Origin of the sequence: Pelorhabdus rhamnosifermentans, assembly GCF_018835585.1 — a bacterium.
GTDB lineage: Bacteria > Bacillota > Negativicutes > UMGS1260 > UMGS1260 > Pelorhabdus > Pelorhabdus rhamnosifermentans.
Genome location: NZ_JAHGVE010000030.1, coordinates 1 through 16,507, shown reverse-complemented (window position 1 = coordinate 16,507; position 16,507 = coordinate 1). Strand labels below are relative to the sequence as shown.

Genomic DNA, 16,507 nt, shown 5'->3' with positions numbered 1-16,507 from the left:
TTTTCACAACTTAAGTAATTCAGCGGTTATCAGTTCACCGGAACGCAAACAGTTGCGGAGTATCTGCAATGTATTGTCAAGCTTTTCAATGGCCACAAGGCTTTCCCTTTCTTCGTCAGAAGTCTCGATGACCTTATCTATCCCACCATTTTTAATAATAATACGTTTATCGGCAATGAGTGCCAGCAGAGGATCGTGGGTGGAAACAAAGATAATCTTTTCGTTTTTTGCTAAAAGAGCCATGGCCTGCCGCCTATCGATACCGGCATTTTCGATTTCATCAATCAGGACGATTGGGGAACTACTCATATAGACGGTGTCCGCAATCATCAGGGCCCTGGATTGTCCCCCGCTGAGTTGGGTCACTTTTGTCTTCTCAGAAAATTTTTCGCCTGCCAAGTTATTTGCACATAAAAAACATTTTGTCACTGTCTCATTGGCGTTGGGTGTCAGTCTGCTTTTGGCATGAATTTCCAAAAATTCATAGACAGTCAGATCCATGACAAAATTCATATTTTGGGAGAGTTGTGCTACCAGATTGCCATCCATCTCAAAACGCCGAAGGTCATCAAGCTCAGCTCCGTTCACCAGTATTTGCCTGCCTGTAGGAGTATCTCTCTGAGCCAGGCATTCAATATCGTTTAGCAATCTGCTCTTTCCTGATCCCGTCGGACCCACAATACTGATAATCTCTCCAGGAAAAATGGTAAGGCTTACATTTTCCAGTTCTTTTGATTTGTTCATACCGCCATTAATCGTTATGGAGGAGACAGCATCGAAGGAAGTTTCCGTCTGAGTAAAAGCTTCAAGAAACATACAAAATTTCTGTAGTAATTCATTTCTGTCCAAGCCGAATTCTTCGAGGACTTCATCATCCGCTTCCTCCAGAGCCTGAGACATCGGTAGTTCCTTTGAAATGGTGTCCAAACGGAAATTGGCAAGGAAGTCTGTAACAATAGGATAATCCTGTAATAAATCTTTAATGCACCTGCTATTTATAAGAGTCATAAAATCTTGCACCATCATATTTTCTCAAACTCCATTTTCTTCATCATTCCCATCTGATAGGCTTCTCCTATTTTTGTTTCTCCTGTGCAATAGGAGCAAACCGCTGTAGGAATTGTGAACCGCAGTTTCATATCTCTGAGGGTATGAATATCCCGAGCTTGTTGCAAATATTTTGACAGCAAAAATGCACCCTGCCCCGTGATGCCATTGACAAATACGATCTTTGCCATTGAATTCACTTGCTTGATATTAAATGCAAAAACTTCCCGCTCCGCTTGGGAAATGATATCGCTCTTTGTTACAACCACAATATCAGCGAATTTCATCATAGGACCTATTTTGCGTGGCGTGTTTACTCCGGACAAATTATCAATTACACAGATGGCAAGGATTCCGTTAATGTATGGAGAACAGCGGTTGCAGAGGCCGGCACTTTCGGTTATAAGCAGTTTAAAACCGGACTGCTCACCCCATTGGACAGCATCTTCAATATTGCTAACAAAATAGTGGTCGGGACATATTTTCCCAGAAAACCCTGTCTGAACAGGAATGCCTGCTTCCTCATAGCACAGATTGTCAAAGGAAGTGAGACAATCAAATTTTACAACGCCAATACTGCCATTCGGCATATTCATACATTCAATTAACCTTAAAATAACAGATGTCTTTCCCGAAGAAGGCGGCCCGGCAACGGTTATAAGTTTCATATCAAACTTCCTTCCTAATTTAGTTGTTTTGATTCTTATTTACACTAGTTAGATGACACGGATGCTCCCATTGGACCAATTAGTCGCCATTAGTCAGTAAGTCCCGGCCATTCCAATACCTTAGAATTTGTAGTTAGTGCCTATCATCATCCATCTGCCTGGGTCAGAATAAAACAGTTCTTCCTCGTATTGTTTGTTGAAAATATTATATATGGTGATATACCAGTCTTGTTGTTTATTTACCTGGCGGCTTATTTTTAAGTCCATTACATTGTAACTGGAAAGATTGGAATAAACGGTCTTACCTGATCGAGTATCGCTGCCAGTACTGTCAGCAGTATATCGCCTTCCAACCCAATGGCCAGTAAGATTAAATCGATACCCCTTATCAGCCTGGTAGTTCACCCCATAGTTTATGTGGTTTCTAGGAGTATACGTAAGATCTGTTACAACTCCATTCATATCTGTAGAAGCGGTATCTAAATAAGTATAATTGACAAATCCCTTCACTCTTTCAGAGAACTTTTTGTCCAATTCAAGTTCTATTCCCCTAATTTTGGCCGATTCAAGATTTTGGTATAGAGAAGCTTTATTGATTCGGTTAATTTTATCGGTAATATCATTTTTAAAAACAGCAATGTCTCCCTCCAGGGTTGGGTTGAATTCATGTTTTAGTCCAAATTCATAGTTTTTTGCTTTTTCCGGTTTTAGACTTGGATTACCCGACGTACCAAAAAGCGCCTCGGCACTAGGAAAACTGTAGGTCTGACCATAAGACATTCGTAATGTATTACGGGCATCCAGCCTGTAGGTCGTGTTGACGGTCGGATTAGTAGCTGAACCATCGATACTGCCGTTAGCATAAGTTACTTCATTGCTGTCATGGCGAATACCAAGTGTAACGGTAGTTCGGTCATTGGCAAGAATATTGTCCTGTACGTAATAACCATAACGCTTGTTTTTATAATCATCCCAAGTATAATTATCAGGATTCGAAAGCACCGAATCGGATTTTTTCCAGTCAATATTATTATACAGCATGCCAAAAGTTATCGTATGCATCCCGTTTGGCTTCCAATTACTTGCCAATTCCACTCCGTTTAATGTGCTATCCCAGTAGCTAGCATTCCACCTGGATGTACTATAACCAAAACTACTTTTATAAGTTACAGTTGAATCATAATTTGCCCCATTGGCCCATAGGTCATTGCTTTCGGTAAAACGGTAAACTTTGATATCATAATCCAGTTTCTTATTGACCTTCTTGGCATAATCCAAAGACAAGTTGCTTTTATCCCAGTTGCGATACTGCCAATTGTTGAGCGCGGGCCAAAAACCGCTTTTATAACTTATCATCTTGCCGGTAACCGGATCAACAGCGTTCATGCAGTCTTTATCTGTTGTCGAATACCCTCCCACAAAAATCAATGATGCATCCCTATCAAATTGCCATTTTAATTTCGTATTAAAGTATTGGGTATCCTTGGCGTAACTCCGATAGCCGTCAGTACGCTCAGAGCCTGCGTCAAAATAATAATTAAATTTTTTGTCACCACCGCCATAAGAAAACGAGCCATTCCGTGTACCCCAAGTTCCGGCGGCAAGAGATACGTTCCCCCCCTGATAAGCGTTGCCGCTTTTAGTAGTAATTAATATGATCCCCCCTTTGGCGTCTGTGCCATAAATAACTGGGGCCGGCCCCTTAATCACTTCAATTTTGGCGATATTATTCACAGGAATCATGGAAATATCCACCGCGGAGCTGTTGGTCATTTTAGCGAGCGGATCCACTAACACACCATCAATATATATTTTTACATCAGATGAAGTAACACCCCGGATGTCGACAGCAGTATTGCCTTTTTTGCCCTTGTGCAAGTTCAGTCCAGGCACATCCTCCAAAACTTCAGCTAAATTTCGTGCCCCCTTGGCCTCAATATCTTTATCAGTAATCACAGTGGTGGTAACCAGATATTTCTCCAATGGAGTGGCCGTAACGACCATTTTATCCATCTCATAATTTTCGTCATCATTGGCGGCAGCCAGCTCACCTTTAGCTGCAGGAAAACTTAAAGCCAGACAAGTTAATAATATAGCGGTTTGCCTTTTTTTCTTCTTTCCATCTTTTTTCATTTTCTACACACCTTTCAATCTAATAAATTTATAACCCGACGGATCGGTATCGGGATTAGAGCGACCGATTTGCATACCGTTTTCGGCAAGAACTTTGTACCAGTTGGCCTCGTTTATTTTGTCAGCCCCCTTGCTCTTATCAGTATAGGCGAAAGTCATCTCATTACTGACAAAACCAATATACCAATTGGTATACGCCTTTTTGCCGTCATTGCCAAACATAAGTTTAGGAATTACCGTATAATCGGCTACGGCGACAAGATCGGCTGGTTGGTTTAATTCCGTGACTTGTTTGACAACTTTGACGCTACCGCCATATTGATCCTGCACGGTTACATTGGGATATTTTTTTTGAAAGGCATCATTTACCTGTTTAAACGGCCCAGTCAAACTTCCTGCGCCCAAGACAGTTAGCGTAACCTTTTGATCTTGGGCTTTTTGTTGATTGACTCCGCAGCCGGCAAGCAGGATTAAGCTGAGAATCAAAAATAAGGATAATACTCGTTTTTTCATAATAATACTCCCTCGTAAACATATTTTATTTTTGTCAATTTATTAATTTCGCGCCAGAAGCAAGTTTCCAGAGACTACAGACTTAATTAGCTGGTCTTGTTTTTTTCTAATTCAACCGAAACACCACTGGCATCGTTGTAACGCAGATAATCGCTTTACCGGTACTTTTATCTTCCGCCGGAATGAATCGCCATTGCTGGACCGCTTCCACAGCAGCGTCATCCAGCATATCACTGCCACTGGAATGGTATGCTGAGACAAATCCAGGACGTCCGTTCGACAGTATTTGTATTTTAAGCACAACTGTGCCTTCTATTCCTTGTCGCCGGGCACTTTCCGGATACTTCGGAGTAACTTGTGACAAAATCTCCGGATGCGTATATCCCCCGGACCCTCTGCCGACCCCACCGCCCCCTTGTCCATGACCAGAACCACCGCCCCCTTGCCCATGACCAGAACCGCCGCTACTTTGCTCTGCGTTTCCCCTGCCGGACTCACCGACAGCTTTCGGTACTTCGGCCGAGAGTACCGATAAGTTGTTCGTTGCCGCCACAACGTTGGGAACTGCAGAAACAGAGGGAGCTACAGCCGTTGATATCGCCCGAGGCATAGCAGCCGACGCCGATCCACCACCCGATGTACTGGAATCTACACTATCTGCCAGCGGTAAATCTTCTGCCTCCTGCGACAAATCTAATTCAACATATTGCTCAGTCACCTCATGCAAAGCCAGGGAACGAGATGCAACCCAGCCGACACCGGTTAATATCAAAGCATGAATCACTAATGATGCAATCATTGCCTTGCGCCAGCGTTTGCTCTTTGCCATCGTCTCTATTTCCCCTTTCTCTCCGTTGCGATTGAAATTCGCTGCGCACCGGCCAGTTTTATTTCATCTAAAACCGCTATCACTTTACCGTATTCTACTTGCTTGTCTGAGCGCAGAATAAATACACTATCGTTTTGCTTATGCAACTCAGTTTTTACCCATTTTTGCAACAATGCCAACGGAATTTCCTCTTTATCAAATAAAATTTTCCCTTCCGACGTCACCGTAATTGCAATACTGCGTGGTTTTTCATTTTGTGCTGATTGCGCCTGTGGTAGAGTCACCGGAATCAGCTGCTGATCCACCATATACAACGTGCTCATCATAAAAAAGATCAACAGAAAAAATATAATGTCAATCATTGGAATGATCATGAGTTTCAGCTGCCGTTTCCGGCGAAGATTACTTATGCTCATAATTTTTCTCCCGTTTCAATTGCGCAACCAGCAAAACACAAATTTGTTCCATATCGGTAATAATCCGGTCCAATTTATGTGCAAAATAACTGTACACAGCCATGGATAAAATGGCTACGCAAAGTCCTGAAGCCGTCGCAACAAGCGCTTCGCCCACACCGCCGGTGATCGCCAGTGGCTGTCCGCTTTTAATATTCAGTACACTAAATGAATTGATCATCCCAATAACCGTTCCTAATAATCCCAACAAAGGGGCAACCGTAACAATGGATTCTAAATGATTTAAATTTTCACTCAATTTCGCGACAGCAAGCGCTACTTCACCTTCAAGCACTGTTTGATAGGCCGCCAATTCTTGTGCAAAATACTTGATTCCTTTAGCAGTTACATTCGCTACAACTCCTCCTGTCTCGCCACATACAGTTAACGCTGCTTCCCATTTGTGGCCTTCAATCATCGGTGTCACTTTATCAATAAATCCTTCTTGTTTGGCTTTCATTTCCCGATAATAGCCAAACCGTTCCACAGCAATGACAACCACAGCCAATGAACAAAATAAAATCAAGTACATCGCAAAACCGCCTTTTTGATAAAAGGTAAAGCCTTGTGTAATGAATTCCATTTTTCCCTCCAATAACCAATTAGCCTTAATAAGCTGTTTGCAAATCCTTAACAATATGAATATTTTTTATCGGACAAATCTCTCAGACTGTAAAGGTCGCCCCGTGGAATTTCACCCCGAGGCTCTCATCGATCTAAAAAGTGTAATTCATACCGACCATCACTGTTCGACCCTCGGCCGGACAGAATAATTCATCGTCATACTGTTTATCAAAGATATTGTTTACTTGGACATACCAATCTGTTTGAGCATTTGCTTTATATTTAATCTGAAAATCAAAGGTTTGGTAACCAGGAAGATAATTTTCAGTTTTCGTGACTGACCGATTATCAGAAGCAGGCTTAGTAGCTTGATGTTAAAGCCTATCGTTATAAAGATAGTGGTAATTAAAATAATTCCTCCAATAGCGTCTGTGCCATATGTTACAGGCGCAGGACCTTTGATTACTTCAATTTTGGCAATATTATCTACTGGGAACATTTTTAAATCTACACCTGTTGAACTACTTATTTTGGCAAACGGATCAACGAAAACACCATCTATGTATATTTTAGTATAAGATATGCTACTCCCACGAATATCCAAAGTTGTATAGCCTTTAGCGCCCTGATGTAAATTCAAACCGGGAACATCCTCTAAAGCTTCAGCCAGATTATGGGCTCCTTTAGCCTCAATATCCTTGTCCGTTATCACACTAGTAGTAACCAGATATTTTTCTAATGGAGTTGAAGTAACTACCAGCGGTTCAAGGGTAGTATCAGACGGTGCTTCCTCCGCAGAAACACAACTCGGTAGTGCCAGGAAAAAACAGCTACCTACTGCCAAATAAGAAATGATAATTGTTGTTTATCAAGTGAAATTCAAATTATCCAATTGTTTTCTCAACATCCCATTGCCCTGAATGATCAACGGGAATACAAAATTTTGTTTGACAACCCCCTTCCTCAGAATAAACAAATTTCACGTCAACACCATAAACTTCTTTCAAATATTTCTCCGTAATTACCTCATTCGGAGTTCCAACTGAAATTTTGTTTTTTTTCCCCATCACCACTACTTTCGTTGCACAATAAAATGCCTGATTTGGAAAGTGCGTTGTCATCATTACTCCCATATTCTGCTGTTGAACCAATCTTTTAATATGATTTATCACTTTAATTTGATTACCAAAGTCAAGATTTGCTGTCGGTTCATCCATAATCAAAAATTTAGGTTTTTGGGTCAATGCCCGGGCAATCAATACCAATTGCCTTTCTCCGCCACTAATCTCGGTATATGGCTGATTCTTAAGATGTGATATTGCCAGGGTAGCCAGGGCCTCCTCCGCTATTTTCCTATCGTTGTCCCCAGGGCAGGACAGCGCCCCCAAATGAGCGGTTCGCCCCATCATCACTACATCAATGACATCAAAGGGAAAAGGGGCAACATGTGCCTGCGGTACATAAGCTACCTGCATGGCAAATTTTTTATGTGACCATTGTTCAATAGTCTGACCATCTAGCAAAATTTCGCCTTTTTGCGGTCTAAGAAATCCCAAAACAGTCTTAAAAAAAGTAGTTTTACCCACACCATTTGGCCCCAGCAAACACAATAAATCGCCGGAATTGAAATGAAAGGATATGCCGCCGATCACGGTTTTGTCCCCATAGCCACAAGAAATATTCTGGATTTGAAAATTCGTAGCTACCCCTTCTTTCTGGCTCAAACCATCCTTAGTTCAATACGATTTCACATCAATTTATCCACTGTTTCTTTGATCTGGCCAATAAAAAGATAAAAAATGGGGCACCCAGCAGAGCAGTGAGTATTCCTACCGGTATTTCCACTGATGCCACGCTGCGAGCTAAATCATCCATTAACAAAAGATAAGTACTGCCCAACAACAGGGAAGCCGGAAGCAACACCTGAAAGTTTGCTCCAACTAGCATCCGCGCCATATGAGGAATCAAAAGCCCCACCCAACCGATCACACCGCTAATACTAACGGCCGCCGCCGTCATCAACGTTGCGCAAAATAAAACTAAGATGCGAATAAATTTGACATTAACGCCCAGAGTATAGGCTTCCTCTTCTCCCATACTCATCACATTAATTTGCCAGCGAATAGCATATAAAACAGCAATAGAAATCAAAATCGGCGGCAAAGACCAGTAAACATCATGCAAAGTTACCTTCGATATCCCCCCCATCAACCAAAAAGTTATGGAAGGCAACGTGTCAAGCGGATCCGCTAAATACATCAAAATAGAAATTAAAGCATGAAATAGCGCCGCCATAACCATGCCACCGAGCACTAAAGTGACAATCAACTTATTGCCGAAAAAGTAACTGATACCTACCGAACATATTACAGCAACCAACCCCATGGCAAATGCACCCATTTGGACAAAGGCCCACGAAAAATGCAAAACCATTCCCAACGCTGCTCCAAAACCGGCTCCGGCTGATACACCTAAAATGGCGGGAGAAACCAAAGGATTACGAAATAAATTTTGATAGGTGGCGCCGGCAACGGATAAGGCGCCACCAACCAGTACAGCCGCCGCAATCCGCGGTAAGCGGACTTTCATTACTATCGTTTCCATGTTGTCAATCCAATGACCGGGCAGCACAAAAAATTTTGACAACAAGATGGATAATACCGTATCCAAAGGGAGCGGATAGCGGCCAATCATAAATGAAAGGAAAAAGACAACCAGTAACAAAAGTAACAGCACTAACAATTTTACCGATTGAATTGAAATTTTCAAAGAATTCCCTCCCGAGGCCATCTTTTACACCTAACCTAACGGTAGCCGGTAATTGTCGCATAAATGCCAAATTGATTTACCAGGGTAACATCGTGAAACCCCTGTTGAATTAAATCAGCTTTCCATTGACCAATACTGTATAAATCCCGCCCACCAATAATTTGCCATACTAATCTTGTTACCGCATTTTCAAGATTATCCGGCGAATCGTCAACACGGCACTTGACAATAATCTTCCCTCCCGGTCGCAGCGCTTGCCAGACTTTCGACAAAAGAATATTTCGTTTATGACCATGAAGAACATTGGCACATAAAACTACGTCATAGTCTTGACCAAGATCATCACTTAAGAAATTGCCGCCGCGAAAAAAAGCCTGCTCATCAACACCAAATTGCTGAGCGAATCGCTCGGCTAACGATACGATATGCGGCAAGTCAAATACGGTCGTCTGCAGCTGGGGGTATTTTTGGGCAAAAGCAATACTGTAAAAACCATGACCACCGCCAATATCAAGAAAGGTTCGCGCATCAGTCAAGTCAACGGCATTCACTGTACTCTGAATGGACCCCATCAAACCAAATACGCCAAGCTGCCTAAGCCGCTCCTGATTCCAGTCAGGTTCCGGCCTCGCTTGCAGCGTCGGTTCCGGTGAAATATTTCGAAGCCGAATCGCCAGCCTGCCGCTAAAAGAACGCTCTGAAGGCAAAAATATAAATTCATGTCCTAAATAAAGATAGCTTTCTTTTCGCAAAAAATTATTGGCTACAGGCAAATTCACGAATTGATTTGCTTCTTCTGCTACGTAACCGGCTTGAACCAGTACCTTTAGCACATAAAAAGTGCATCCAGCATCGAGATTAAGCTCTGCCGCCAGTTCCGGCGCCGACTGAGACGTATTAAGCTGCTCAAATATCCCCAGTTCAAGAGCAACCGCAATAGTGTCATGAATTTGGCGCTGAATTGTCAAATTCATGAGGGATGAAAAGTTAACCGGCAAGGGTAAATAAAGTTTATCCGGGCTTTTTTGAAGTGCAGTCACTATCTTCCCCCCTTTAAAATCATCAAACTGCAATCATTGCCTGCCAGACTTTGATGTCTGATCAAAAAGAGTCACCTTAATTCTGGGTTCGCTCCAGCAATTCCTTCGTTTCTTCTTCTGAAAGTTGATAATGATAAAAAAGAGTGTAAAAATATTGAACTTCCGCACGCAGATCTAAAGGATAGACATCAGGATAAAGCAAGTTAGCAACCCATTTTATTCCAATTAACCGATTAATAGCTGGGGGGCGATCAAACCAATTGAATGGATGATTTGGTATTTCATACACTCGATGATTGCGGACCGCCTGGATATCTTTCCATTCTTTTGATACCATGATTTGCGGAAAACTACTGCTCTCTCCGTCGCGGAAATAACCAATTAAAATCACTTCCGGATTCCAAATTAATACTTGTTCCAACAAAACACGCGTACGTCCAAAATTTATCCCACCCGGTATATCCTGCCCAACTACATTCACACCACCAACCAATTCAATGATTTGCGAATGCTCCGAATTCATTGGCTCACTTTCGAGCCCGTCATGCCCTTCAGCATAATAAACAGTTACCGGTCTGCGCTGGGCCAGCACGTTTTTCCCTGCGGCAATCGTATCCAGCGTTTCCCGGCAATAAGCCGCCAGTTCTTTAGTTCGTTCTTCCTGCCCCAGCACTGTCCCAGCCATTAAATACGCTTGGTCCATTTTTTCAATAGCCCCATCAATGATCACAACTGGAATATGAGTCAAATCTTGCAGCTCATCGGCAGCAGCAACATCAGAGTTGTTAAGAGTTTTCATTATTAAAATAACATCCGGCTTGAGCCTCATAATTTCTTCAATATTTCCGGTCGCATTTTGAGCTGACCAGCCCCCTACTACAGGTAATTTACGGTAATTTGGCAAAATAAATTTCGACTCATCGGAAGCCATGTGATAACTCCAACCGATTAAAAGTTCCGGATCAATCGTATATACAAAAACTGATCCAATCGGTGATGCCGGATATATTTTATGAATCTTTTGCGGCAACATCACAGTTCGTCCAGCCATATCGGTAATAGCCCGTTTAACGGAACTTTCGGCCGCTAGCTGCTGAACTAAGTCGTGTTGGCCGGCACAGCCAACAATTGAGAAAATTAAGGCCATACAAATAATTGCCTGAATGATATTTTTCATCTGCATCTTTCTCTCGCCTCGCACAATCTATTGAAACTTCTGCAAAAGGAATATCCCGTTGGGAACGTAGGCCAGACATCGGTGTAAAATAATTCTTGGGGCCACCAACTTCACCTCGCTAGTCATTGTAAGGTAATTCATTTATTTTTTGGATACCTTGTATTCTAATATTCAGATTAAATATTTGCTGCATCAGCATAAACAAACATAAACAAACTAAAACATAATTGTTATATCAAATTAGTTCAGCCATGTTTTGTTATGTTTGTTTTTTCTACTTCAAAACAAAAAAACCTTCTTTTACATTTTTTTATTTTCAAACAATTAAAAAAACGTGAATCTTGCGACTTAATAAATTCATTCTTTCTTTTTAATAATGGCCTAAACATGATCTATTATAAAAGTTTTGGTGAGTTTTTATATAACTGTTGTTAGCCACCTGCATAGCAGGCAATGTCGTCAACTTAAGAATGTAATTTACATAACTAATAGCCTCGCATATTTTTGCGGGGCTATTAGTTATGTCTAAATTACATCTGCTCTATTTGAGCCGATTTTTTAAAATTTTACCAAGCCGAATTTAACAAATCATGAACTGCGGCATAAACTATATTAGCAGATAATTCTTAAGCAACCGTTATAAAAAGAGGAGGGTTCCAATTGGGTTCCTATTGTAGTTTTTTTGGCCTCGGAAACACTAGGCTGTGGATTATCATAGTAATAATTATCTTGTTATTCTGCCTAATAGAAGATGACAACACCTGCTACTAAAAAAGCAATATCACAACAGATTCTACTTTTGCCTAATAAAAATATAATATTTACATAAGCCGCTGCCTCAAGGGCGGCGACTTATCTTTTCTATAGCGAAATCGCTTCTGTCCAACCAATATTATTCATCACTTGCTTCAATAGACACCGAGGCAGTCATATTCCACCGCATCCGATCATCCATACGAAGAGGTTCAATAAATACAGCATAGGTCATATCGCCGCGTTTTTTCTCACCAAAGGGCCTGATACGCGTTACCTTGCCTGGAATTTCAAGTCCCGGAATAGCATCAAAGGTAATCTTCACCTCTGCACCTTCTTTTATGCGGGCAATATTAATCTCGGTCAAATCCGTAGTTTTAATCTGCCATTTCGATAAATCGGCTAATTGAATATTATCATTATCTGTTATTTCTACATTTTCATCACGTTTAGCCGGATCAATAGAAACAAACTCACCTACTTTAAGATCAATAGACGCTATAGTACCGCTAAAAGGAGCGCGGAGTTCTGTAAGAAAAATACTTTCCTGCGTCCCGTGCAGCTTTGCTTGGGCAACATCCACATCCGCCGCTGTCATTGCAATATCTTCAAATCTTGAGCCGTCTTTCGCCATTTCCAGATCAGCTTCCGCCTGCCGCAATTCGGCCTGCGCTTTTAGATAGGCGGTCTTGTCCTTATCCAACTGTTGCTTTGATACAGCACCCTGTTCAAAAAGTTGCTGTGAACGCTCAAAATTTGCTCTGGCTTCTTCACTCGAAGCACGATTCTGTGCCATTACTGCCTGCTTCATCATTATTTCCTGTGGCCTAAGTCCTGCGCTAGTCTTACTATAGCTCGCCCGAGCCTTAGCCAAGTCCGCTAGGTCACTCTGCGATTTAGCTTTAAGTTCCCGACTATCCAGCCGAACCAAAACTTGCCCTGCCTCTACCTTGTCCCCCTCAGCTACAAGCACTTCCGATATGATACCGCTTACTGAAAAACTGAGCACCGAATATTTTGCCGGAACCACTTTCCCCTCGGCTACTACCTTAGTACTGGCCTTCACTGGTGGCAATACCGGTTGCTCAGTTGGCGTAGTTCTTTGGTGAAAAGCATAATATCCACCGCCAGCCACCAAGATAACTACCGTTAATACCACGACCATCCATTTTTTAACTTTAAAATTTGCTTTCATCAAAGATCCCCTTTGTAAATTGTTATTCATAAGCCAACACCTCCCGGATGCTTAACCGAGAAGCATTCCAGGCCGGCAAAAAGCTGGCTACCGCAGCTAGAACAATTACGATTATGAGCCATAATATCGCGCCGCCAATAGAAAAAGCAAAACTAAATGGAGCATGCATAAATGCATTTCCCAGCAGATTACTAAATAGTTTACTGATGGGAATGGCAATGATCATCGCCAACATCCAACTCAGAATTCCAATCATCACACCTTCAACAATAAATATTCTTCGTACCGCCCAATTGGACGCACCAATTGATCTCATGATGCCGATCTCACGGGTACGCTCAAGCACATTAATACTCATAGTTCCCATCAACCCCAAGCCACCGACAATGGCGAGCATCAATGCCATCACTAATAGAAATATAATAATTACATTAAATTGAGACTGGATTTGTGATTTTGTATCAGACATAGTCTGTACGCGACTTAACGGTATTCCCACATCTTTGAAATGCTTTTCCAGTGTTTTAGCGACCTGCATTTGAGCAGCAGAATCACGGTTTTCTGTGACAGCAAAGACATTAATACCCTGCCCTGGTTTGCCTATTACCTTTGAAAAATAAGAGTAGTTAGCATACACGAAGGGTCCTGCCATAACTCCTCTAACAATTCCCACAACCGTCCAGTAGGTCTTCTGCTTCTCAGACTTACTTAGTTTAATTGACAATCGGTCGCCTACCTTTACATTTGGATGATCTTTCAAAACATCCGTATTAATCACAATCCCATTTTCATCTTCAGGTACAAGCCACCGTCCTTGCAGAACAATGGGCTTAAGCATCTGTGTCCCGCTTGGCGGTGCCATGATCAAGATATTTGTACTTTCGCTTTCCCTCTCATCGCTTTTCAGCAATCTTGCACCATCAAAACTCCAACTTTCCGCTTTTGAGACCCCTGGTACATCCATAGCTACTTGTTCAAGCTGTTCTACTCTAGACCAATTCTTAACATCCATTTCTATATCATATTTGAAGTAATCCAGCGCATCATCTAATGTTAGCATCATGGATTCCCTTACGCTGAATATAGAGATAAAAATAACCCCACTGGCAGTTAGAGTAATCAAAGTGAGTGCCAAACGCCCTTTACGACGAAACGTATTTCTAAAGGATAAAAGAGTTGGACGAGACACGCCCTTGATCCGTCTTGTAATATGATCAATCATCCCGCTACCTATACCGCCTGCACTGCCTACTCCATAAGAATTGATTGCTTCCCGTACCGTAATCCTCGCCCCACTGATGACCGGGTATAATGCTGCCAGTACTGGAATCAGCACACCTGCGGTTACTTCGGCAAGTAATACCGGATACGAAATGGCTAGGCCTGTAACATCAAAATTTATATAACTAGCGATAAATTTCGATACTGTTCCGGCTGCCAAAATACCGAGGGGCACGGCTATCACCAATGCTAACAGGCTATAAATAATTACATACATAATATACATTCTGATAATCTGATTGGTCGAAGCACCAATCGCCTTCATCACACCAATTTGCCTGACCTGCTGAGTCAAGAGAGAAGAAATGGTATTCACAAGCAAAAATCCGCTTAATACCAAAGACAATATCCCCATACCACCGAGAGTCATCAATAAAGCATCTATCGTGGATTGGGCCGGATGCTCACCCGGTTTATTTTTGTACATCCAGAAAACTTTACGTCCACTTTTTTCAATCTTATCCCATACCGTCTGCCCAACTTGAGCGATATATTCTTCCGAAGGCGGATTCCCTTCAACCGTAATGTTAACCGTATCTAAATCCCTTGTCAGCCCTAATGCATCTAATGTATCAAGAGTGATATATCCATAGATTCTGCCCGAAAAAGCAGTAGGGCTCTGATTAATATCATGAACAACTCCCGCAATACGCAGACTGCGTTTTTTGCCATCCGGACTTTCAACTTCTACGTTTTCACCCACACCTACCTTTAGATCATCCAATCCGCTGCGTTCAATCAGCATTTGTCGTTCTGGCGGTGGCCACGAACCGCTAATCAATTTGAGTTTATTGATATGAATATCCTTATAATCGGGAATTACAGACAATTCTAGCTTTTGCCATTTATCAGGCGCCACCTTTACGCGCATGGATAGAGTGCGCCGTCCTTCAGCCCCTGTCACACCTTTGATTTTACGTATGGTTTCTACAAATTCTTCCTTAAATGTACTGGAATAAATGGTTGCCATAGCCGGATTCACGGCTTTGTAACTACTGCTCAAATCCCGCGATATAATCTCATAGGTACCTGCCACCATTCCTATGGCAAAAACACCGACTGCTATGGATAGCACTACCAACATCGTGCGAATCTTATTCGTTGACAGGTCCCTCAGAACTTTGCGCCACCGCACGCCAATCATCATAATGGGCTTCCGCCTGCAGTTTGATGCACGATTTCACCATCTGCCACTGTAATCGTCCGCCTGACACGTCTCTGTATATCACTATCATGTGTAACCATTAAAATAGTCTTGCCACGGCTAACCAACTCATCAAACAAATTAAAAATGGCATCCGCCGTTTTAGAGTCGAGATTTCCCGTTGGCTCATCGGCTACAATAATCGGCGGATCATTAGCCAGCGCACGTACAATCGCCACCCTTTGCTGCTGACCGCCAGAAAGCTCTGTCGGCAGTTTATTTGCCTTTGCAGTCATTTCGACCATTTCTAATAACGACATCGCCCGTTCCTGACGTTCAATAGGTCTATACATATTGCAAAAATCCATCGGCAACATGATATTCTCTAATACAGACAAAGTGGGGAGTAATTGAAAGAATTGAAATACAATACCAATATTGCGCCCACGCCACACTGCCAGCTGGTTTTCTTTCATGGCATGTACCGCCGTACCATTTATCATTACTTCACCAGATGTGGGACGATCAACGCCTGTAATCATATTTAAGATTGTGGATTTTCCGCTGCCCGACTTACCAATAATAGCCAAAAATTCTCCTGCATTCACCTGTAAATCCACACCCCGCAGCGCCGTAAAATCCCCTGCATCTGTATGATAAATCTTCTCTATCTGACACAATTCAATTAGATGTTTATTCTGCCTGTCATGACTTAGAAGTTTGCTCTCCTTTGCCGTTTTATTAGTTTTATAAAAAAAGCTAAGAAACTTTTTATACATAAAAACCTCATTTTCCTGAAAATTATATTTTATTCCATATTATAACACAAAAGTTTTTCAAATTGAAAACATATCCATTTCTAATGTGTTTAACTTGTGATAATGTCACTATGTAGACTATCGTGAGAAAATGTCACTATGAACAACGAGGTGCATTTTC

15 protein-coding genes are annotated in these 16,507 nt (G+C 41.9%); all 15 read right to left on the bottom strand.

Annotated elements, in window-relative coordinates; all coding sequences use genetic code 11:
• Positions 1-3: 3 nt before the first annotated feature.
• The gene (locus Ga0466249_RS22405; protein WP_246588969.1) at positions 4-1,026 is read right to left on the bottom strand and encodes an ATP-binding cassette domain-containing protein; all 1,023 of its coding nucleotides are present in this window, start codon (positions 1,024-1,026) and stop codon (positions 4-6) included.
• A complete protein-coding gene (locus Ga0466249_RS22400) occupies positions 1,023-1,715 on the bottom strand; it encodes a GTP-binding protein (RefSeq protein WP_215831726.1) in 693 nt (230 codons plus the stop codon). The genes Ga0466249_RS22405 and Ga0466249_RS22400 overlap by 4 nt, the downstream gene beginning before the upstream one ends.
• A 120-nt stretch (positions 1,716-1,835) precedes the next feature.
• A complete protein-coding gene (locus Ga0466249_RS22395) occupies positions 1,836-3,848 on the bottom strand; it encodes a TonB-dependent receptor plug domain-containing protein (RefSeq protein ID WP_215831725.1) in 2,013 nt (670 codons plus the stop codon).
• 3 nt (positions 3,849-3,851) lie between these two features.
• Positions 3,852-4,361 carry a substrate-binding domain-containing protein gene (locus Ga0466249_RS22390; protein WP_215831724.1) on the bottom strand — a complete coding sequence of 170 codons (510 nt, stop codon included), beginning with the start codon at positions 4,359-4,361 and terminating at the stop codon, positions 3,852-3,854.
• Between the two features lie 106 nt (positions 4,362-4,467).
• Positions 4,468-5,190 (bottom strand): energy transducer TonB, encoded by a 723-nt coding sequence (locus Ga0466249_RS22385; protein WP_215831723.1) that lies wholly within the window; start codon positions 5,188-5,190, stop codon positions 4,468-4,470.
• Between the two features lie 5 nt (positions 5,191-5,195).
• On the bottom strand, positions 5,196-5,606 hold the full coding sequence (locus tag Ga0466249_RS22380; RefSeq protein WP_215831722.1) for an ExbD/TolR family protein: 411 nt from the start codon (positions 5,604-5,606) through the stop codon (positions 5,196-5,198).
• Positions 5,593-6,228 (bottom strand): MotA/TolQ/ExbB proton channel family protein, encoded by a 636-nt coding sequence (locus Ga0466249_RS22375; RefSeq protein ID WP_215831721.1) that lies wholly within the window; start codon positions 6,226-6,228, stop codon positions 5,593-5,595. Before Ga0466249_RS22375 ends, Ga0466249_RS22380 begins: the two co-directional genes overlap by 14 nt.
• A 222-nt stretch (positions 6,229-6,450) precedes the next feature.
• Positions 6,451-7,053: a TonB-dependent receptor plug domain-containing protein gene (locus tag Ga0466249_RS22370; RefSeq protein ID WP_215831720.1), complete on the bottom strand. Its 603-nt coding sequence runs from the start codon at positions 7,051-7,053 to the stop codon at positions 6,451-6,453.
• Positions 7,054-7,093: 40 nt separating this feature from the next.
• The gene (locus tag Ga0466249_RS22365) at positions 7,094-7,933 is read right to left on the bottom strand and encodes an ABC transporter ATP-binding protein (RefSeq protein WP_215831719.1); all 840 of its coding nucleotides are present in this window, start codon (positions 7,931-7,933) and stop codon (positions 7,094-7,096) included.
• A gap of 28 nt (positions 7,934-7,961) precedes the next feature.
• Positions 7,962-8,978, bottom strand: coding sequence for a FecCD family ABC transporter permease (locus Ga0466249_RS22360; protein WP_215831718.1), 1,017 nt, complete (start codon positions 8,976-8,978; stop codon positions 7,962-7,964).
• A gap of 35 nt (positions 8,979-9,013) precedes the next feature.
• Positions 9,014-10,018 carry a methyltransferase gene (locus Ga0466249_RS27595; protein WP_215831717.1) on the bottom strand — a complete coding sequence of 335 codons (1,005 nt, stop codon included), beginning with the start codon at positions 10,016-10,018 and terminating at the stop codon, positions 9,014-9,016.
• Positions 10,019-10,094: 76 nt separating this feature from the next.
• Positions 10,095-11,201, bottom strand: coding sequence for an ABC transporter substrate-binding protein (locus Ga0466249_RS22350; protein ID WP_215831716.1), 1,107 nt, complete (start codon positions 11,199-11,201; stop codon positions 10,095-10,097).
• Between the two features lie 886 nt (positions 11,202-12,087).
• Positions 12,088-13,173, bottom strand: a complete 1,086-nt coding sequence (locus Ga0466249_RS22345; RefSeq protein WP_215831715.1) for an HlyD family secretion protein — start codon at positions 13,171-13,173, stop codon at positions 12,088-12,090.
• Positions 13,166-15,571 (bottom strand): ABC transporter permease, encoded by a 2,406-nt coding sequence (locus Ga0466249_RS22340; RefSeq protein WP_215831714.1) that lies wholly within the window; start codon positions 15,569-15,571, stop codon positions 13,166-13,168. The genes Ga0466249_RS22345 and Ga0466249_RS22340 overlap by 8 nt, the downstream gene beginning before the upstream one ends.
• The gene (locus tag Ga0466249_RS22335; protein ID WP_215831713.1) at positions 15,568-16,347 is read right to left on the bottom strand and encodes an ABC transporter ATP-binding protein; all 780 of its coding nucleotides are present in this window, start codon (positions 16,345-16,347) and stop codon (positions 15,568-15,570) included. Before Ga0466249_RS22335 ends, Ga0466249_RS22340 begins: the two co-directional genes overlap by 4 nt.
• Between the last annotated feature and the right edge of the window lie 160 nt (positions 16,348-16,507).